We start from the raw sequence: 17,813 nt of genomic DNA, 5'->3' as shown, positions 1-17,813 counted from the left end.
CGTGCGCATCGCCCTGGCCACCACCGTCCAGCCGGGCCTGGACCACATCGGCCCGCTCGAGCGGCACCAGACGGACATCACGGTCCTCCGCCGGGCCGAGGACCTCGCCGAGCTGCTCGCGATCGCCCGCTCCGGTCTCGTGGACGCGGTCCTCGTGGCCGGGGACACCGAGTCCCTCACCGCCGCCTTCCTCGAGGAGACGGCCCGGCTGCCCCGACCCGTGGGCGTGGCGGCCCTCAGCGAGGTCCGTGCCGAGCGGCGTCGCCTCCGCGGCATGGGGGTGCCCTGCGTGCGCGCCGACGCCGACGCCGAGCAGATCGCGGCCGTCGTCGTGGAGTCCGCGAGCGCGGCCGCGGAGGGCCGCCGGCCCGCGACCTCGCACGGGGAGGACGCCGACCACGCCCTGGATCAGGCCGAGGACCTCGACGACCTGCCGATCACCCTGGAGACGCTCGGCGCGGACGAGGTGCCCGGCCTCACGGACCCCTGGCGCGACGCCGACGAGCCCAACGACGCCGGGCCGGGTGCCGCCCCCGCCGCGGCCACGCCCGGCGGCGGCCCCGCCACCGCGGACGAGGGAGCCGACCCCGCACCCTCTCCGGAGGAGGGCGAACCGGCCGGACCCGCGCGGGAGTCCCTGGTGACCGTGGTGTGGGGCCCCACCGGCGCTCCGGGACGCACCACCGTCGCCGTGAACCTCGCCGCCGAGCACGCCGTGGCCGGCCGGAACACGCTGCTGATCGACCTGGACACGTACGGCCCCGCCGTCGGTGTGCACCTGGGGCTGACGGAGGAGTCGGCCGGCGTGGCGCGGGCCGTGCGGCGGGCCGACCACGGCCGGCTGGGCGCCGCCGACCTGGCGGCCGCGGGCGTCCGCGTCCGCGTCGCCGGCGCGGACCTGACGGTTCTGACGGGACTCACCCGCGTGGACCGGTGGCCGGAGCTGCGCCCCGCCGCCGTCACCGCGCTGATCGCGGCCGCCAGGGAACGGTGGGACCGCGTGGTCGTCGACGTCGGGTTCGGTCTCGAACAGGACGAGGAACTGTCCTTCGACGTGCCCGCCCCACAGCGCAACGGTGCGACCCGGGCGGCGCTCGCCGCGGCCGACGAGGTCATCGCGGTCGGAGGGCCGGACGCCGTCGCGCTGCCCCGCCTGGTCCGCGGGGTCGAGGAACTGGCGGAGATGGCTCCGGCGGCACGGCTGCGCGTCGTTGTCAACCGGCTCCGGCCCGCGGCCGCCGGCGTCGCCCCGCGCGCGCAGGTCGAGGCCGTCTGGAACCGCTACGCCTCGCCCGCCACGCCGCTGGAGGCGTTCCTGCCGTGGGACCCGGCCGCCGCGGACCCCGCGCTGCTCGCCGGCCAGGTGCTCGCCGAGGCCGCTCCGAACAGCCCGCTGCGTCGCGCCCTCGCCACGCTGGCCGGTGTCCCCGCCCGCCCCGCCCGCCGCGGACGGCACCGCGCCCGGCCCCCGCAGGCCATCGCCGCCGCGTCCTCCGACACCGCCCGCGACGCCACGGACACGGGCCGCCCGGCACGTCGCCGTACCCTGATCCCATGGTCAGTTCGCTCGCGCAGGACCCCCTGACGTCGCACCCCGACATCGGGGACGAGGACCGCGCCTGGCTGCAGCGGCTCGTGGGGGACTGGCAGCTTGTGGCAGACCTGGCGCTCGCGGACCTCGTGCTCTGGTGCCCCGTGCCCCGCCGCGACGAGGCCGGAGGGTTCGTCGCGCTCGCCCAGGTCCGGCCCTTCACCGCTCCCACCCTCTTCCACCGCGACATCGTGGGCTCGCGCGCCCGCGCGGACCTGCGGGCCGTCGTCGGGCAGACGTGGCACGGCGGGGAACGGGCCGAGGGGGCCGGCCCCGTCGAGGCCCCGGGAGGCACGCTGCAGGTGCGTCTGTGGCCGGTGGTCCGCGCCGGGAGGGTCATCGCGGTCGTCTCCGCGCACGCGGACCCGAACGGCCGGCCGGCGCGCTCGGTGATCGAGGAGAACTACAGCCGGACGGCCAGCACCCTGCTGGACATGATGCAGCACGGCCGCTGGCCGGCGCCCGAGGAGCCCCCCGGCCTCTGGGCAGGCGGCACGCCGCGGGTGGGGGACGGCCTCGTCGTGCTCGGGCCGGACTCGGTCGCCGAGTTCACCAGTCCCAACGCGGTCTCCGCCCTGCGCCGGCTGGGCATCGCCTCAACCCTCGAGGGGCACCGGCTCACCGACGTCCTGGCCAGCACCGACGCCGCCCGCGTGCCCACCGACGAGGGGACGTGGGCCGTGCTCACCGGGCTGCGTGCCGGACGTCGGGAGGTGCAGTCCGGCGGGGTGTCGCTGACGGTGCGCTCCGTCCCCCTCCTCGGTCCGGACGGCTGGCAGGGGGCGCTGCTGCTGCTGCGCGACGTGACCGAGCTGCGCCGCCAGGAGCAGCGTCTGCTCACCAAGGACGCGACCATCCGCGAGATCCACCACCGCGTCAAGAACAACCTGCAGACCGTGGGATCGCTGCTGCGCATGCAGGCGCGGCGCACGTCCTCGCCCGAGGCGGAGCGTGCGCTGCGTCAGGCGATGCAGCGCGTGGACACGATCGCCCTCGTCCACCAGACGCTGAGCGAGGAGATCGAGGACCAGGTCCCCGTGGACGGTCTGCTGCAGCGGCAGTTCCGCCTGGCCGTCGAGGTGGCCGGGGACGGGAGGCCGCTGCAGGTCGCGGTCACGGGTGAGTTCGGTGAACTGCCCTCCCACGTGACCACGCCGCTGGCGCTGGTGCTCAATGAGCTGGCGGCCAACGCCGTCGAGCACGGCACGGCGCCGGGCGGTGGCTGCGTGGGCCTGCACGCCGACCGTGAGTCGACCCCCGCAGGAACGGTGCTGGTCGTGTCCGTGACGGACAGCGGCCCTGCCGCCCCCGACGGATGGGTGCCGGGGGAGTCCCCCCGCGCGGGCGAGGGATCGGGGCTCGGTCTGCGCATCGTGCACTCGCTCGTGGAGGGGGACCTGCGCGGCACCCTGCGCTGGGAGCGGTCCGACGACGGCGGCACGCGCGTCGTGCTGCGACTGCCCCTGACGTGAACCCGGCCGGGCTTGAGGACGGCCCCGTCGACGAGGTCGACGGGGCCGGTGGTTCGGGTGGGTCAGGAGGCGCGGCGGGCGCGCGCGGCGCGGCGCTTCATGGCGCGCCGCTCGTCCTCGCTCATGCCGCCCCAGACGCCCGAGTCCTGGCCGGACTCCATGGCCCACTTCAGGCACGTGTCCACGACCTCACACGAGCGGCACACCGCCTTCGCCTCCTCGATCTGCAGGAGGGCGGGGCCGGTGTTGCCCACGGGGAAGAACAGCTCCGGGTCCTTGTCCAGGCACGCTGCTTTACTGCGCCAATCCATCGGTCCGCTCACTTTCTGTCGGAAGAGCCGGAGCCCGCGGGCGCCGGTGGTCACGGCCTCCGCCGGCGGCGGGCGCGGGGGCCTGCGCGGACGACGCGCGGCACGACCGATACGGAGGGCGACCCTGGTCATTGCAACGGGGACCGCCTTCGTACGAACGCGGCCCCCGGAAATCTTTCGCGTGCCATCCTCGCACGGCCCTCACGAGTGAACAAGAGGTGAATGAGGTGCATCACCGCGCTGCACGGCGAGTCCTTCGTCACACCATGCCCTGACCGAGGCGCCGTCGCGGACGTGGTCCGCGCGCCGCCCGGCGTACCGTGGGGGACACGTCCGTCCCCGCAGCCGTCCCGCAGGAGAGGCCCCATGGCACAGTCCCGCCGCCCCGACCCCGTCGCCCCGTCCGAGTCGGCGGGCGCCGACGCGACGACGCTCCCGCCCCGCCGCGGACGGGGCCTGCCGGTGGCCGTCCTCGTGGTCGCCGCGGCGCTCGTGCTCGAGGGGGGCGCGCTCCTCTGGCTCGCCGTGGACGCGGTGGTGCATGCGGCGGACGGGGTGCTCCCGGCCGGGGCCCGCGTGATGCTGATCGTCATCTACGCGCTGCTCGCCCTGTGGATCCTCGCGACCGCCGTCGCCCTGCTGCGCGGTCGGGCGTGGAGCCGCGGCGCCGCCGTCGCGATCCAGCTCTTCGGTGTGCTCCTGTCCTCGTGGCTCTTCAGCGTGGACGCCGCTGCTCTGGGTGGGCCGCTGCTCGCGGTCTCCGGCGTCGCGCTGCTCACCCTCTTCACGACGCCGGTCACCCGGCATCTCGCCCCCGCCCCGGAGACGTCGACGGACGCCTGAGCCCGGCTCCGACGACGACGGCGCGTCCCCGGTCGGGGGCGCGCCGTCGTCGTCGGGGGCGTGGTTCAGTTCACCGGGCCGGTGAACTTCTCGCCGGGGCCCTTGCCCGGGGCGTCCGGGAACGGGGAGGCCTCGCGGAACGCCAGCTGCAGCGAGCGCAGGCCGTCGCGCAGCGGGCCGGCGTGCTGGCTGCCGATCTCGGGCGCCGCGGCCGTGACCAGCCCGGCGAGGGCGGTGATGAGCTTGCGGGCCTCGTCGAGATCCATGAGCTCGCGGGCGTCGGGGGAGTCGGCCAGGCCGCATTTGACGGCGGCGGCGGTCATCACATGCACGGCGGTGGTCGTGATGACCTCGACGGCGGGGACCTCGTGGATGTCGCGGATCTCGGCGGGGGCGTCCATGGGGGTGGCGTCCTGGGCCTGACGTTCGTCTGTCATGGTGGTAAGCTTCCCACAGACCACTCGTGGTCCGCGCACGTCCTCGTCATCCGGTGACCCCGGGGCGGGCATGCACGGGCCAGGAGCAGCAAAGTGGAGGCCTCTCTCCCACCCGCGTCAGCAGGATGTCCGGTTCGCCCCGGACCGAGTTGCCGGGTCGCCGGTCGGGACCGCCGCTTCGTGGCGCGCAGCCCGCACCGAGGGTCCCGTCTGCGGGACCGTGTCGAGGCCTCCGTCTGCGTCCGCGCAGGGGAGGCCTTCCTCGTTTCCGAGGGCCCCTCCGGTGGGCGCGGGATCACCCGTCGTCTCGCACAGAGGAGCAGCACCATCAGCGATCCCCGCATCAACGAGCGTATCCGCGTTCCGGAAGTCCGCCTGGTCGGCCCGAACGGCGAACAGGTCGGCATCGTCCGCGTCGAGGACGCCCTCCGGCTCGCCGCCGAGGCGGACCTGGATCTCGTGGAGGTGGCCCCCACGGCCAAGCCTCCGGTGTGCAAGCTGATGGATTTCGGCAAGTACAAGTACGAGGCCGCGGTGAAGGCCCGTGAGTCGCGCAAGAACCAGGTGAACACGGTCCTCAAGGAGGTCCGCTTCCGCCTGAAGATCGACAAGCACGACTACGAGACCAAGACCGGCCACGCCAAGAAGTTCCTGAGCCAGGGCGACAAGGTCAAGGCCATCATCCAGTTCCGCGGCCGTGAGCAGCAGCGTCCCGAACTCGGCATCAAGCTGCTGCAGCAGTTCGCCGAGGACGTCGCCGAGCTGGGCACCGTCGAGTCGCAGCCGCGCCAGGACGGCCGCAACATGGTGATGGTGGTCGCCCCGCTGCGCACCAAGGCCGATGCGCGCGCGGACCAGCGCAAGAACTCGACCGAGAGCCATCGCGAGCGTCAGGGCGGCGGTTCGCGTCGCGACCAGGCCGCCCGAGAGGCCAAGGAGCGCGCCGCGCAGAAGGCGGCGTCCGACTCCGCCCCGGTGCGGAACTCGATCGGGGACGCGTTCCCCGAGCAGCTGAAGGCCATGGCCGCCCGGACGCAGGAGAACGCCTCCGCGGCCCCGGCCGAGACGAAGCAGGCGCCGAAGACCCCGGCCCCGGCTGCGAAGCCGGCCACCAGGGCCACGCCCGCATCTGCCCCGAAGCCGGCCGCGACGCCGAAGCCGCGGTCCTCGGCTGCGCCGGCCGCGACACCGAAGCCGCGGTCCGCCGCCACGCCGGCCGCGCCGTCGTCGGCTCCGAAGCCGGCGGCCAAGCCGATGCCGGCCCCGCCCAAGCCCGCCGCCCCCCGCGGCGGTGCCCCCAAGCCCGGTCCTCGGGCCTGACCCCCCGGGGTCGCCACAGACCAGCCCGGTCCGCACGGACCGGGGTGACCAGCACTGCCGTGCGCGCCGCGCACGGCAGCGATGAGTGAAGGAGAACGGCAGCCATGCCGAAGATGAAGACCCACAGCGGTGCCAAGAAGCGCTTCCGCGTGACCGGCTCCGGCAAGATCATGCGCCAGCAGGCGAACCGCCGCCACTACCTGGAGCACAAGTCCTCGCGCCTGACCCGCCGTCTCAAGGGCGACCAGCTCGTCTCCAAGGGCAGCATCAAGCAGATCAAGCGGATGCTCGGCATCTGACACCCCCTCCGGCCTCGCCGGAACCCCTTCCTCCTCGGCCGTGACGCGCCAGTGCGCGCCCCGGGGACCACACAGATTGGAGTACGCACGTGGCACGTGTGAAGCGGGCAGTGAACGCCCACAAGAAGCGTCGGACCATGCTGGAGCGCGCCTCCGGCTACCGCGGCCAGCGGTCTCGCCTGTACCGCAAGGCGAAGGAGCAGATGCTCCACTCGTTCACCTACAACTACCAGCACCGCCACAAGCGCAAGGGTGACTTCCGTCGCCTGTGGATCACCCGCATCAACGCGGCCGCCCGCGCCAACGGCATGACCTACAACCGCTTCATGCAGGGTCTCAAGCTGGCCGGTGTCGAGGTGGACCGCCGCATGCTGGCCGAGATCGCCGTCTCCGACGCCGCGACCTTCGCCGTGCTGGTGAAGACCGCCCGCGAGGCGCTGCCCGCGGACGTGAACGCCCCCGCCGCCTCCCGCTGAGCCGGCTCCGGGGCCCTGAGGGCCCCACCACCACGCCCCAGGCGTGAGCACCACCGCCGACGGGGCGGGTCCTCCACCGAGGCCCGCCCCGTCGGCGTCTGCGCACCCGCAGCCGAGCCCCGACCAGAAAGACCCCATGACCCCGCACGCCGAGCCGATGACCCATCCCCGCGCCGAGCGCGTGCGCGCGGTGGCAGCCCTGGCGGGCCGTTCCGCCCGACGCCGGACGGGCACGTTCCTCGTCGAGGGGCCGCAGGCCTGCCGCGAGGCGTTGCGCGCCCACCTGGGGGAGGGGCCGGCGGCCGCCGCGGGGCAGTGGCGTGCGGGGCAGGTGCTGACCCAGGTGTACGTGTCCGTCGGTCTCGTGGACCGGGACCCCGCGCTGGCCGAGCTCGTGGCGCGCGTCCGAGACCGCCCGACGCCGGGTGGTGAGCGGGTCCTGGTGCGCGAGGCCAGCGACGAGGTGCTCACCGCCATGGCCGACGCCGTGACGGGGCAGGACATCGTCGCCGTGGCGCGGATGCCGCAGCCGCAGACCGTCGAAGCGGTCCTCGAGGAGGCGCGCCTGGCCGCCGTGCTGTGCCGCGTGCAGGACCCGGGGAACGCCGGCACGGTCATCCGGGCCGCGGACGCGGCCGGGGCGGACGCGGTGGTCCTCACGCCGGGCTCCGTCGACCCGTTCAACCCCAAGGTGGTCCGGTCCACCGCAGGGTCGCTGTTCCACCTGCCCGTGGTCACCGCCGTCCCCGCAGAGGCGGCCGCGGCCGCAGCCCGGGCCGCAGGCCTGCAGGTGTGGGCCGCCGACGGCTACGGCGCGGACCGGCTCGACGCCCTCGCCCCCGGCCTGGTCGCCGCGCCGACCGCGTGGCTGTTCGGCAACGAGGCCCAGGGCCTGGACGACGGCGAGCTCGCGTTGGCGGACCGCCGGGTGGCGGTGCCGCTGTACGGGGCCGCGGAGTCCCTGAATGTGGGGACCGCCGCCACGGTGTGCCTGTACTCGTCCGCGATGGCGGGGGCACGGCGCGCCGGCTGACGGGGCGTGCGAGGCGGCGCCAGCCGTCCGGACACGCAGAAGGGGCGGGGATCCGAGTGGATCCCCGCCCCTTCTGCGTGTTCCCGGGTGGAACCCGGGCCGCTCAGCTCACTCAGGCACGGGTGCCGGTGCGGCGAGCGGTGATCGCCTGCCAGATGAAGGCCACGATGACGCCGCCGATGATCGCGAAGATCCAGGTGGCGAGGTCGAAGAACGAGTCGTTGGTGCTGAAGCCCATCAGGCGACCGATCCAGCCGCCGAGGAGGGCGCCGAGGATGCCGGTGATCAGGGCGCCCAGCCAGCCGGAGCCCTGGCGGCCCGGGAGGATGAGGCGGGCGATGGCGCCCGCGATGAGGCCGAGAACGATCCAAGCAATGAAGCCCATGATGATGATTCCTTTCAGGTTGCGAATCTGACGTACGAGAAGGAACGTAGCAAGGGGCTTTCAAGGGGGCCACCTCTGGCGCCCCGGTTTTTTCGGGATTCTCCGCCGTCACGAGGTTCGCCCCGGCCTGGTTCGGGACGTTCAGCGGGGCGAGCCGCCGTCGTCAGCCCGGACGCCGGGTGGGGCCGCGACGTCGCGGCGCACGAGGAGGAACGCCAGCACCAGACCCGCCAGGGCGATGCCCGCACCGACCAGCGGCGGGGTCCGCAGCGACGCACCGGCCCCGATCGCGGCCGCCCCGACCCACGCGCCCATCGCGTTGGCCATGTTCAGCGCGGAGTGGTTGAGCGAACCGGCCAGCTGCGGTGCGGTGGGCGCGGAGTCCACGAGCAGCACCTGCAGGGACGGGGCGATCCCGGAGCCGCTGACGGCCACGCAGAAGAGGAACACGATCATCACCGGCGCCCACGGGGCCGTCAACGCGACGGCGGCCAGCGAGACCGCGCTGAGCCCGAAGCTCAGGCGCAGGGTGCCCACCGGGTCCCGGTCCGTGAGGGCGCCGCTGACGAGCGTGCCGATCACCATGCCGACGCCGTAGAGGGCCAGCACGGCGGGGACCCACCGTTCCTCGAGGCCCGCGACCTCCGTCAGCAGCGGCGCGATGTAGGTGTAGAGCGCGAACATGCCGGCGAAGCCGATCACGCCCACGGCCACCGTCGCCCACAGGCGGCCGGAGGCCAGACCGCGCAGCTCGCGGCCGACCGAGGCGCCCGCGGGGGCCGGCACGGACGGGACGAGCCACGCGGTCGCCCCGACGCACAGGGCCGCGCAGACCGCCACGATGACGAACATCCAGCGCCAGCCGACGGCCTGCCCGAGCGCCGTCGCGCCCGGCACGCCCAGCACGTTGGCCACGGACAGCCCCGCCATCACCCACGCCACGGCCTGGCCGCGGCGGGCGGGCCCGGCGAGGTCCGCCGCGGCCAGGGCGGCCGCGGAGAAGTAGGCGCCGTGGGGCAGGCCCGACACGAACCGGGCCGCCATCATGCTCCCCATGTCCGGGGCGAGGAACGCGGCCACGTGCCCCACGACGAACAGCAGCATCAGCACGATGCTCGTGACCCGCCGGTCGACGCGGGCGAAGGACGCGGCCAGCAGGGGAGCGCCGATCACGACGCCCAGCGCGTACATGGAGATGAGCACGCCGCCGGCCTCGAGACCGACGCCGAGGTCGGCCACCGCCTGCGGCAGCAGGCCCATCATCGCGAACTCCGTGGTGCCGATCGCGAAGCTGCCCAGGGCCAGCGCGAGGATGGCCGGCAGCAGACGCACGCGCCGGCCGCCCAGCAGCGCGCCCGGGCCCGTCGGCACGGTCGGCGGGACGGACGGGTCCGGGCGCGTCGGACGCGGGGGACGGGGGGAACGGTCGTGGGCGCCGTCGGCGGCGGGAGTGGGGATGGGCACCGACTCAGCCTACGGACTCCGGTCTGCGGGGGCGGGGGCCTCGCTAGCCTGGGCTCATGACCTCCGCCACACCTGTTCGCCCCGCGCCCGCCGCCAGCCCGACGACGTCGCCCCGGGACGGGGCGCGACCGCGGCTGGTCGTGGGGCTCGCGCTGCTCGACGATGCGGCCGCGCCGACCCGCCTGCTGGCGGCCCGCCGCAGCGCGCCCGCCGCGCTGCGGGGACTCTGGGAGTTCCCCGGGGGCAAGGTCGAGCCGGGGGAGGGTGCCCAGGAGGCGCTGCTGCGGGAGTGTCGGGAGGAGCTCGGGGTCGCCGTGCGGCTCGGCCCCGAGGTGGCGGCGCCGGAGCCCGACGGGTGGGAGCTGGCCAACGGCGCCCGGATGCGGGTGTTCTGGGGCGTCCTGGCGGAGGAGGGGGCGACGCCCCGAGCCCTGCAGGACCACGACCTGCTGGCGTGGCTGCCGCTCGCCGGGCCGGGCGTGCAGCACCTGGACTGGATCCCGGCGGACCGGCCGATCGTGGCCGAGGTGGTCCGCGGCGCCGCCACGGCGTTCTCGGCGGGGCGCTGAGCCGGCACGCGGCCGGCCGCGCCCCGCGGACGGGTCAGAACAGCGCGGGCTGCGCCGCCGGAGCGGAGGGCCGGGACGTCGGGGTGCGCCGGGCCGGGGGACCGTCCTCGCGCCGGATGCCGTGCGCGCCGCCGCGGGCCAGGCCGTGCCGGGCGGCGGCCTCCCCGGCCACCCGGGTGAGCATGCGACGGTACGACTCGGGCGCGTAGGCGGACCGGGCGTACATCTGCTCGTAGCCGGCCAGCAGATCCGGGTGCTCGCGGCGGATCCAGTCCAGGTACCACTCCTTCGCGCCCGGCCGCAGGTGCAGGGCGCCCGGCATGACCCGCGCGGCTCCGGCGTCCGCCAGCGCACGCATGAGGGCATCGATCTCGCCGTCCCCGTCCGTGAGCCACGGCAGCAGAGGCATGGCCATGACGGTGACGTCCGCACCCGCGGCGGCGAGCCGCTCGATCAGGCGCAGGCGTGCGGTCGGCGAGGGCGTGCCCGGCTCGACCGCGGCGGCGATGGCGGGATCGAGCATCGCCAGGGACAGCGAGACCTGCACGGGCACCTGGCGCGAGGCCGCCTGCAGCAGGGGCACATCACGCGCGAGCAGGGTCCCCTTGGTCAGCACGGAGAACGGGGTGCCGGAATCCGCCAGGGCCCGGATGATCCCGGGCATCAGCGCGTAGCGGCCCTCGGCCCGCTGGTACGGGTCCGTGTTGGTCCCCAACGCCACCGCCTCGCGGCCCCACGTGGGGCGGGCGAGCTCGGCGCGCAGCACCTCGGCGACGTTGACCTTCACGACGATCTGCCGGTCGAAGTCGGCCCCGGCATCGAGCTCGAGGAAGGTGTGGGTGCTGCGGGCGTAGCAGTACCGGCAGGCGTGGGTGCAGCCGCGGTACGGGTTCACGGTCCAGCGGAACGGCATGGCCGAGGCGGACGGCACCGAGTTCAGTGCGGTCTTGGCGAGCACCTCATGGAAGGTGACGCCCGCGAACTCCGGGGTGGTGACACTCCGCTGCAGGTCCGAGAGCGGCAGCAGGGCGGCGGAGCCGGCCGGTGTGCCGGCCGTCGCCCGCTGGGCTCCGCCCTCGGACCGCAGGGTCTGCGCTTCCCATCGCATGGCCAGAAGTAGAACACATGTTCGAACGGACCCGCAAGCGTGTTCGAGTCCGGGCGTGGCGCGGGCGTTGAGACGCGCCTACCGTGGTCGCCATGACCTCCCGTGCACCCGCCCCGGCCGCCCGCGTCCTGCTCACGGGCTTCGAGCCCTTCGGCGGAGACGTCCACAATCCGTCGATCGCCGCCGCACGGGACGCCGTGGGCGTCCTGGCGGACCGGGGTGTGACGGCCGAGGCGGTCGAGCTGCCGTGCGCGTTCGGCGCGGCCGGGCCGGCCCTGACCGCGGCCCTCGATCGGGTCCGGCCGGAGGTGGCGATCGCCGTCGGGCTGGCCGGCGGGACGGCGGCCGTCCGGGTCGAGCGGGTGGCCGTGAACCTGCAGGACGCCCGGATCCCGGACAACGCGGGGGAGCAGCCCGTGGACCGGCCCGTGCGCGCCGACGGGCCCGCGGCCCTGTTCGCCACCCTGCCCGCCAAGCGTGCCGTCGCCGCGATCCGGGCGGCCGGCGTCGCCGCGGAGCCGTCCCTGTCCGCGGGCGCGTTCGTGTGCAACCACGTCATGTACTCGCTCCTCGACGCCCCCGGCACCGCCCGGGCCGCCGGCTTCATCCACGTGCCCTGGGACGCCGAGCACCGCCCGACGCCGGACACCCCGGCCCTGCCCGCGGCCGACCTGGCGCGCGCGGTGGCCGAGGCCGCCCTGACGGCGCTGGCCGGCGGCCCCGACCTCGACGTCCCCGGCGGCACCCTGCACTGACCCCGGACCCCGGGTCCGCGTCGGCGCGACCACCCGTGCCCGTCAGCGGCGGCGCCGCAGGCCGCGGACCACGGGCCGCTCGATGTAGCCGCCCAGGGCCAGGCCCGCGCGTCGTTCGAAGACGTTGCGCGACGCCGGATCCCCGGTCCGCCACGTCGACCACGCCGCCGCCAGCGCGTACGCCGGCAGGAAGGGCAGGCCCAGCAGGAGGGCGTACTGGTCCGCATGGCCGGCCTCGTGCCGCCACAGCGCGGGCGTCATGCGCAGGCCGGGGCGGGTGAACACGACGTCGCCGACCGTGAACGCGGCCCCGCCCGGGAACCGGTGCGTCCAGCCGCGGGCCTCGATCAGCCCGTGCGGTCCGGGCCGCAGCGCGCAGCCGGCGACGACGGCGCCCACCAGCCCCAGCGGCGTCGCCAGGTTCAGCAGGTTCCACAGCCCGCGCGCCCGCACGTGCACCGGAGGCGTCGGCCGGGAGGGGGCCGCGGTCATGGCTGTGCCGCGGGAGCGGCGTCACCGGCGGGGGACCCGGACGCGGAGACGTCGAAGTAGAGCGGGGCATGGGCGGCGCAGCCCGGGTTGAACGGCGCCCCGCAGGCCGGGCACGCGGGATCGGCGGTGGCCTCGAGGGCGAGGTAGGCGGTCACGCTCAGCTCGGTGCGGCACACCCCGCACAGCACGTGCGGCCGGTCGAAGTCGCCGGCCGGCACCGGCACGGCCGGGTGGTCGGCGAGCTCCGCGTGGCAGCGGTGGCAGGACCAGTACGCGGGGCAGCAGGCGAAGCGCAGGGCGACGACGTCCCGCGCCGTGGCGTAATGGGCGCAGCGGGTCTGCGCGTCCAGGCCCACGCCCCGCAGCAGCGGGTCGGTGCCGTCGAGGGAGTCCGGGGCGGTCATGCGCCTCAGCCTAGGTGTGATGTCCAGGGAGGTTGTTGAGCCGGGTGGCAGGCGCGGCGCCGATCGCGGAGTGGACGCGATGATGATTGTAGAAGTGCAGCCATCCAGGCAACGCGGCCCTGCGCTCCGTCTCTGAGCTATAGAACCGGGCGTAGGCCCACCCGTCAGCGAGCGTGCGATGGAACCGCTCAATCTTCCCGTTCGTCTGCGGCCGGTAGGGCCGAGTCCGCTTGGGCTTGATCCCGAGCTCGGTGCAGGCATCACGCCAGGCATGCGAGCGGTAGGCCGAGCCGTTGTCCGAGAGCACCCGCTCCACCTCCACTCCCAGGCGTGCGAAGTGGGCGACCGCGCGGCGCAACACCGCGATGGCCGTCTGGCTGCGTTCATCGGAGTGCATCTCGACATAGGCGAAGCGGGAGTGATCATCGATCACGGTGTGCAGAAAGCCCACCCCGAGCCGGGGCTGGTATCGGGCATCACGGGTTCCTTCGCGGTCCGAGGTCGCCGCGCGGTGCTTCATGCCCTGCTGGCGCCCGACGAATCGGTGTCCGCCCCCGTCGGGGATGCGCCCGAACTTGGTGACGTCGACGTGGATCAGCGAGCCGGGGTGGGGGTGCTCGTAGCGGCGGATCGGCTCGCCGGTGACCCGGTCCAGACGGGCGAGGCGGTTGATCCGGCAGCGCACGAGCACGGCATGGACGGTGGAGGCCGGCATCCCGAGTTCTCCAGCGATCTGTGCCGGCCCCAGGCGTCGGCGCCATCGGGCGGCCACGATCTGTTTCACCACCGCCGGCGGTGTTCTGGTCGGCATCGTGGACGGCCGGCTGGACCGGTCTGCCATCCCTGCAGGTCCCTCGGCCCGGAAGCGTGTGGCCCATTTGCGTGCGGTGGGTGGGGAGACCATGAACATCTTGGCCGCGGTGGCGACCGGCCAGTGCTCCTCGACGATGAGCTTGGCCAGGCGTAGGCGGGCGCGAGGGGTCAGGGCGGCGTTAGCGTGGGGCATGAAGGCCTTCTGTTCGCGTGAGCGGTTTCTCGACAACTCCACTCTCGCAACAGGAGGCCTTCGCCTGTCAGCTATTCACGCAACAACGTCCCTGGACATCACACCTAGGCCGACCAGACCCGGGGCGGACACTAGACTGACGGGCGTCCCACCGTCCCCCATGCGAAGGTCGTTGCCCTGATGACACCCAGCCCCGAGACCGGCGCGGAGCCCACCGCGCCCGTGGCGGAGATCTCCCCCGTGGACGCGGAGGCGGTGGAGGCCGCCGTGCAGGCCGCACTCGCCGCGTACGAGGCCGCGGCCGACCTCGATGAGCTCAAGGCCGCCCGCCTGGCCCACACCGGCGACCGGGCCCCCCTGACTCTCGCGAACAAGGCGATCGGCGCTCTGCCCAAGGAGCGCAAGGCGGAGGCCGGCAAGCTCATGGGCGCCGCTCGCGGCCGCCTGGGCAAGGCCCTGGCCGCCCGCACCGAGGTGCTCGAGGCGGAGCAGGCCGCGCGGATCCTGCGCGAGGAGACGGTGGACGTGACCACCGCGGTCCGTCGCCGCCGCGTCGGCGCCCGTCACCCGCTCTCGCTGACGATGGACCGCGTCTCGGAGATCTTCGTCGGCATGGGCTGGGAGATCGCGGAGGGCCCCGAACTCGAGTCCGAGTGGTTCAACTTCGACTCCCTCAACTTCGCGCCGGACCATCCGGCCCGCGAGATGCAGGACACCTTCTTCGTGGCCCCGGCCGAGGCCCACCTGCTGCTGCGCACCCACACCTCCCCGGTGCAGATGCGCTCCCTGCTCGAGCGGGGCGCCCCCACCTACGTGCTGTGCCCGGGCCGCACGTTCCGCACGGACGAGCTGGACGCCACGCACACCCCGGTGTTCCACCAGTTCGAGGGCCTGGCCGTGGACAAGGGCCTGACCATGGCCCACCTGCGCGGCACCCTCGAGTACTTCGCCCGCCAGATGTTCGGGGCCGAGGCGGCCATCCGCCTGCGCCCGAACTTCTTCCCGTTCACCGAGCCCAGCGCCGAGCTGGACATCTGGCACCCCGGCGCCAAGGGCGGGCCCCGCTGGATCGAGTGGGGCGGCTGCGGCATGGTGCACCCGAACGTGCTGCGCGCCGCGGGCCTGGACCCGGAGGAGTACTCCGGGTTCGCGTTCGGCATGGGCGTGGAGCGCACGCTCATGTTCCGCAACGAGGTCCCGGACATGCACGACATGATCGAGGGCGATGTCCGCTTCTCCCAGCACTTCGGAATGGAGGTCTGATCCATGCGCATCCCCCTGGACTGGCTGCGGGAGTTCGTCCCCGTGCCCGCGGAGCACCGTGCCGAGGACGTGATGGCCGACCTCGTCCGCGTCGGCCTCGAGGAGGAGGACGTCCACCGTCCGGCCGCCGAGCTGCAGGGCCCGATCGTCGTCGGGCAGGTGCTCTCCAAGGAGCCCGAGCCGCAGAAGAACGGCAAGACCATCAACTGGTGCTCCGTGCGGGTGGTGCCCGAGGGCGCCGCCCAGCCGCTCACCGGCGAGGGGATCGAGCCCTCCGGCGTGCAGGGCATCGTGTGCGGCGCCCACAACTTCGAGGTCGGGGACAAGGTCGTCGTGGCCCTGCCCGGCGCGGTGCTGCCCGGCGACTTCCGCATCAGCCCCCGCAAGACCTACGGGCACGTCTCGGCCGGCATGATCGCCTCCAGCACGGAGCTGGGCATGGGCGACGACGGCACGGACGGGATCATTGTGCTCGGCGACCTCGGGCTCGACCCCGAGCCGGGCACCGACGCCCGGGACGTCCTGGACCTGCACGGCGAGGCCGCCGAGATCAACGTGACGCCCGACCGCGGCTACGCGTTCTCGATGCGCGGCGTCGCGCGCGAGTACGCGCACGCCACCGGCGTGCCCTTCACGGACCCGGCCGCGGCCATCCACCCGCCCGCGGCCGACGACGCCGGCCCGGCCGTCCGCATCGACGACGACGCGCCGATCCACGGCGAGCCCGGGGCCACCCGCTTCGTGGCCCGCACGGTCTCCGGTGTGGACGCGACCCGTCCGACCCCACCGTGGCTGGCCGCGCGCCTGCGCCTGGCCGGCATCCGCACCATCTCCCTGCCGGTGGACATCTCCAACTACGTCATGTGGGAACTGGGCCAGCCCCTGCACTTCTACGACGCGGACACGCTCTCCGGCGAGATCGTGGTGCGCCGCGCGCGGGCCGGAGAGACCCTGACCACCCTCGACGGCAAGGAGCGCGAGCTCGACGCGGAGGACCTGCTCATCACGGACGACTCCGGCCCCATCGGCCTGGCGGGCGTCATGGGCGGGGCCGCCACCGAGGTCACGGACGCCACCACCACGATCGTGGTCGAGTCCGCGAACTTCGACCCGGTGTCGATCGCGCGGACGCGGCGCCGGCACCGCCTGCCCTCGGAGGCGTCGAAGCGCAACGAGCGCGGCGTCGACTGGGAGATCGCCGACGAGGCGGCCGAGCGGGCCGTCCAGCTGCTCGTCGAGCTCGCCGGCGGCACCGCCGAGCCCGGGGTCACCGACGTCGGGACGCGGCCGCAGCCGGCCGTCGTCGAGATGGCCGCCGACTTCCCCTCCGCCCTGGTGGGCGTGGCGTACACGACCGACGAGGTCGTGGAGACGCTGCGCGCCCTGGGTGCCGAGGTGACCGTCGCCGAGGCCGCCGACGACGCCGCCCCGCGGCTGACCGTGACCGCCCCGTCGTGGCGCACGGACCTGCGCATCCCCGAGGACCTCGCCGAGGAGGTCGCGCGCCTGCGCGGCTACGACGAGATCCCCTCCGTGGTGCCCGTGGCCCCGCCGGGCCGCGGCTTCACCCGCCGCCAGGCCCAGCGTCGCCGCGTGTCGGCCGCGCTCGCGGCCGCGGGTCTCACCGAGGTGCTGGCCTACCCGTTCGTCTCCGAGGAGCAGAACCGGCGTTTCGGGGCGGACTCGGACGCGCAGGGCCAGGCCCTGGCGATGGTGGCCCTGGCCAATCCGATCGCCTCCCAGTACCGGCACCTGCGCCTGTCGCTGCTGCCGGGCCTCGTCGAGACCGCGCGCCGCAACCTCAGCCGCGGCTTCCGCGATCTGGCGCTGTACGAGATGGGGCTGGTCTTCCTGCCCGGCGCGCAGCTGGGCTCGGCGACGATCCCCCCGCGCGCGGTCCACCCCTCCGCCGAGGTCCTCGCCGACCTCGAGGCCGGCATCCCCGCCCAGCCGTGGCATGTGGCCGGTCTGTACGCCGGGCACGACTCGGCGCCCGGACCGGACCACGACCCCCGCCCGGTGGACTGGCAGGACGCGGTCGCCGGGGCCCTCGACGTGGCCGACGTCCTCGGCGTCGAGCTGGCCGTCCGGCAGGGCCGGCACCACGCGTTCCACCCGGGCCGGGTGGCCGAGCTCGTCGTCGTGACCGAGCACGGGGACCGGGTGGTGGGCGTCGCCGGCGAGCTGCACCCGCAGTGGCTCGAGGCCGAGGACCTGCCCGCCCGCACGAGCGTGTGGGAGCTGGACCTGGACGCGCTGTGCGCCGCGGCCCCCGAGATCGTGGTGGCCGCACCGCTGTCCACGTTCCCCGTGAGCACGCAGGATGTGGCGCTCGTGGTGGACGAGGCCGTCGTGGCCGGGGACGTGCGCGCGACCCTCGCCGAGGGCGCCGGGGAGCTGCTCGAGGCCGTCGAGCTGTTCGACGTCTACCGGGGCGCGGGCGTGCCGGAGGGGCGGAAGTCCCTCGCGTTCTCCCTGCGCTTCCGCGCCCCTGACCGCACGCTCACCGCGGAGGAGGTCTCCGAGGCCCGCGCCGCGGCCACCGCGCTCGCGGCGCAGCGGCACGGGGCGGTCCAGCGCTGACC

The 17,813-nt window shown here is 74.6% G+C and carries 19 protein-coding genes; 11 read left to right on the top strand and 8 right to left on the bottom strand.

Annotation, left to right across the window (positions count from 1 at the left end):
- Position 1 precedes the first annotated feature (1 nt).
- Positions 2-1,585: a P-loop NTPase family protein gene (locus tag AC3RKA_RS07135; RefSeq protein ID WP_002854856.1), complete on the top strand. Its 1,584-nt coding sequence runs from the start codon at positions 2-4 to the stop codon at positions 1,583-1,585.
- Positions 1,555-3,063, top strand: a complete 1,509-nt coding sequence (locus AC3RKA_RS07130) for a sensor histidine kinase (protein WP_049160263.1) — start codon at positions 1,555-1,557, stop codon at positions 3,061-3,063. Before AC3RKA_RS07135 ends, AC3RKA_RS07130 begins: the two co-directional genes overlap by 31 nt.
- Before the next feature lie 62 nt (positions 3,064-3,125).
- On the opposite strand, the gene AC3RKA_RS07125 is transcribed toward AC3RKA_RS07130, so the two are convergent.
- Entirely contained in the window at positions 3,126-3,374 is a 249-nt protein-coding gene (locus AC3RKA_RS07125; protein ID WP_002854852.1) for a WhiB family transcriptional regulator, read from the bottom strand.
- Positions 3,375-3,740: 366 nt separating this feature from the next.
- Between AC3RKA_RS07125 and AC3RKA_RS07120 the strand changes: the two genes are divergently transcribed.
- Positions 3,741-4,217, top strand: a complete 477-nt coding sequence (locus AC3RKA_RS07120) for a hypothetical protein (RefSeq protein ID WP_065573425.1) — start codon at positions 3,741-3,743, stop codon at positions 4,215-4,217.
- A gap of 65 nt (positions 4,218-4,282) precedes the next feature.
- Here the strand turns inward: AC3RKA_RS07120 and AC3RKA_RS07115 are convergent, their stop codons facing one another.
- Positions 4,283-4,654, bottom strand: coding sequence for a DUF1844 domain-containing protein (locus AC3RKA_RS07115; protein ID WP_049158429.1), 372 nt, complete (start codon positions 4,652-4,654; stop codon positions 4,283-4,285).
- Positions 4,655-4,834: 180 nt separating this feature from the next.
- Between AC3RKA_RS07115 and infC the strand changes: the two genes are divergently transcribed.
- The 4 genes from infC to AC3RKA_RS07095 all read left to right on the top strand — a co-directional run bounded on the left by infC (position 4,835) and on the right by AC3RKA_RS07095 (position 7,782).
- Entirely contained in the window at positions 4,835-5,974 is a 1,140-nt protein-coding gene (gene infC, locus AC3RKA_RS07110) for a translation initiation factor IF-3 (RefSeq protein ID WP_239668437.1), read from the top strand.
- A gap of 104 nt (positions 5,975-6,078) precedes the next feature.
- Positions 6,079-6,273, top strand: a complete 195-nt coding sequence (gene rpmI, locus AC3RKA_RS07105; protein WP_002853699.1) for a 50S ribosomal protein L35 — start codon at positions 6,079-6,081, stop codon at positions 6,271-6,273.
- A gap of 89 nt (positions 6,274-6,362) precedes the next feature.
- On the top strand, positions 6,363-6,749 hold the full coding sequence (gene rplT / locus AC3RKA_RS07100; RefSeq protein WP_002853696.1) for a 50S ribosomal protein L20: 387 nt from the start codon (positions 6,363-6,365) through the stop codon (positions 6,747-6,749).
- A gap of 136 nt (positions 6,750-6,885) precedes the next feature.
- Positions 6,886-7,782 carry a TrmH family RNA methyltransferase gene (locus AC3RKA_RS07095; RefSeq protein ID WP_049158430.1) on the top strand — a complete coding sequence of 299 codons (897 nt, stop codon included), beginning with the start codon at positions 6,886-6,888 and terminating at the stop codon, positions 7,780-7,782.
- A gap of 112 nt (positions 7,783-7,894) precedes the next feature.
- Here AC3RKA_RS07095 and AC3RKA_RS07090 read toward each other — a convergent pair whose 3' ends face one another.
- Positions 7,895-8,167 carry a GlsB/YeaQ/YmgE family stress response membrane protein gene (locus tag AC3RKA_RS07090; protein ID WP_002853694.1) on the bottom strand — a complete coding sequence of 91 codons (273 nt, stop codon included), beginning with the start codon at positions 8,165-8,167 and terminating at the stop codon, positions 7,895-7,897.
- A 141-nt stretch (positions 8,168-8,308) separates the two neighbouring features.
- Positions 8,309-9,631: an MFS transporter gene (locus AC3RKA_RS07085; protein WP_049158431.1), complete on the bottom strand. Its 1,323-nt coding sequence runs from the start codon at positions 9,629-9,631 to the stop codon at positions 8,309-8,311.
- Positions 9,632-9,687: 56 nt separating this feature from the next.
- Between AC3RKA_RS07085 and AC3RKA_RS07080 the strand changes: the two genes are divergently transcribed.
- Positions 9,688-10,200 (top strand): (deoxy)nucleoside triphosphate pyrophosphohydrolase, encoded by a 513-nt coding sequence (locus AC3RKA_RS07080; protein ID WP_489727032.1) that lies wholly within the window; start codon positions 9,688-9,690, stop codon positions 10,198-10,200.
- 34 nt (positions 10,201-10,234) lie between these two features.
- Here AC3RKA_RS07080 and AC3RKA_RS07075 read toward each other — a convergent pair whose 3' ends face one another.
- Entirely contained in the window at positions 10,235-11,308 is a 1,074-nt protein-coding gene (locus AC3RKA_RS07075; protein ID WP_060974026.1) for an Rv2578c family radical SAM protein, read from the bottom strand.
- A 92-nt stretch (positions 11,309-11,400) separates the two neighbouring features.
- Between AC3RKA_RS07075 and AC3RKA_RS07070 the strand changes: the two genes are divergently transcribed.
- The gene (locus tag AC3RKA_RS07070) at positions 11,401-12,063 is read left to right on the top strand and encodes a pyroglutamyl-peptidase I (protein WP_049158439.1); all 663 of its coding nucleotides are present in this window, start codon (positions 11,401-11,403) and stop codon (positions 12,061-12,063) included.
- 42 nt (positions 12,064-12,105) lie between these two features.
- On the opposite strand, the gene AC3RKA_RS07065 is transcribed toward AC3RKA_RS07070, so the two are convergent.
- The 3 genes from AC3RKA_RS07065 to AC3RKA_RS07055 are packed head-to-tail and all read right to left on the bottom strand — an operon-like array spanning position 12,106 to position 13,965.
- Complete coding sequence (locus AC3RKA_RS07065; RefSeq protein ID WP_049158434.1) at positions 12,106-12,555, bottom strand: hypothetical protein; 450 nt, start codon at positions 12,553-12,555, stop codon at positions 12,106-12,108.
- On the bottom strand, positions 12,552-12,959 hold the full coding sequence (locus tag AC3RKA_RS07060) for a CHY zinc finger protein (RefSeq protein WP_049158435.1): 408 nt from the start codon (positions 12,957-12,959) through the stop codon (positions 12,552-12,554). The genes AC3RKA_RS07065 and AC3RKA_RS07060 overlap by 4 nt, the downstream gene beginning before the upstream one ends.
- A gap of 10 nt (positions 12,960-12,969) precedes the next feature.
- Positions 12,970-13,965, bottom strand: a complete 996-nt coding sequence (locus AC3RKA_RS07055; RefSeq protein WP_081091226.1) for an IS481 family transposase — start codon at positions 13,963-13,965, stop codon at positions 12,970-12,972.
- A gap of 180 nt (positions 13,966-14,145) precedes the next feature.
- Here AC3RKA_RS07055 and pheS point away from each other — a divergent pair, with 180 nt between their 5' ends.
- Together pheS and pheT are read left to right on the top strand one after the other, a co-directional pair.
- Complete coding sequence (pheS, locus tag AC3RKA_RS07050; protein ID WP_012750956.1) at positions 14,146-15,228, top strand: phenylalanine--tRNA ligase subunit alpha; 1,083 nt, start codon at positions 14,146-14,148, stop codon at positions 15,226-15,228.
- A gap of 3 nt (positions 15,229-15,231) precedes the next feature.
- The gene (pheT, locus tag AC3RKA_RS07045) at positions 15,232-17,811 is read left to right on the top strand and encodes a phenylalanine--tRNA ligase subunit beta (protein ID WP_098470564.1); all 2,580 of its coding nucleotides are present in this window, start codon (positions 15,232-15,234) and stop codon (positions 17,809-17,811) included.
- Positions 17,812-17,813 lie beyond the last annotated feature (2 nt).

It is taken from the genome of Micrococcus sp. iso_229 (assembly GCF_058072725.1).
This window is presented reverse-complemented; position numbering and strand designations above follow the sequence as displayed.

Bases quoted from the DNA above. Each gene is read 5' to 3' on its own strand.
- AC3RKA_RS07130 (WP_049160263.1), top strand. From the start codon at position 1,555: ATGGTCAGTTCGCTCGCGCAGGACCCCCTGACGTCGCACCCCGACATC.
- AC3RKA_RS07125 (WP_002854852.1), bottom strand. From the start codon at position 3,374: ATGGATTGGCGCAGTAAAGCAGCGTGCCTGGACAAGGACCCGGAGCTG.
- AC3RKA_RS07120 (WP_065573425.1), top strand. From the start codon at position 3,741: ATGGCACAGTCCCGCCGCCCCGACCCCGTCGCCCCGTCCGAGTCGGCG.
- AC3RKA_RS07115 (WP_049158429.1), bottom strand. From the start codon at position 4,654: ATGACAGACGAACGTCAGGCCCAGGACGCCACCCCCATGGACGCCCCC.
- rpmI (WP_002853699.1), top strand. From the start codon at position 6,079: ATGCCGAAGATGAAGACCCACAGCGGTGCCAAGAAGCGCTTCCGCGTG.
- AC3RKA_RS07095 (WP_049158430.1), top strand. From the start codon at position 6,886: ATGACCCCGCACGCCGAGCCGATGACCCATCCCCGCGCCGAGCGCGTG.
- AC3RKA_RS07090 (WP_002853694.1), bottom strand. From the start codon at position 8,167: ATGGGCTTCATTGCTTGGATCGTTCTCGGCCTCATCGCGGGCGCCATC.
- AC3RKA_RS07080 (WP_489727032.1), top strand. From the start codon at position 9,688: ATGACCTCCGCCACACCTGTTCGCCCCGCGCCCGCCGCCAGCCCGACG.
- AC3RKA_RS07075 (WP_060974026.1), bottom strand. From the start codon at position 11,308: ATGCGATGGGAAGCGCAGACCCTGCGGTCCGAGGGCGGAGCCCAGCGG.
- AC3RKA_RS07070 (WP_049158439.1), top strand. From the start codon at position 11,401: ATGACCTCCCGTGCACCCGCCCCGGCCGCCCGCGTCCTGCTCACGGGC.
- AC3RKA_RS07065 (WP_049158434.1), bottom strand. From the start codon at position 12,555: ATGACCGCGGCCCCCTCCCGGCCGACGCCTCCGGTGCACGTGCGGGCG.
- AC3RKA_RS07060 (WP_049158435.1), bottom strand. From the start codon at position 12,959: ATGACCGCCCCGGACTCCCTCGACGGCACCGACCCGCTGCTGCGGGGC.
- AC3RKA_RS07055 (WP_081091226.1), bottom strand. From the start codon at position 13,965: ATGCCCCACGCTAACGCCGCCCTGACCCCTCGCGCCCGCCTACGCCTG.
- pheS (WP_012750956.1), top strand. From the start codon at position 14,146: ATGACACCCAGCCCCGAGACCGGCGCGGAGCCCACCGCGCCCGTGGCG.
- pheT (WP_098470564.1), top strand. From the start codon at position 15,232: ATGCGCATCCCCCTGGACTGGCTGCGGGAGTTCGTCCCCGTGCCCGCG.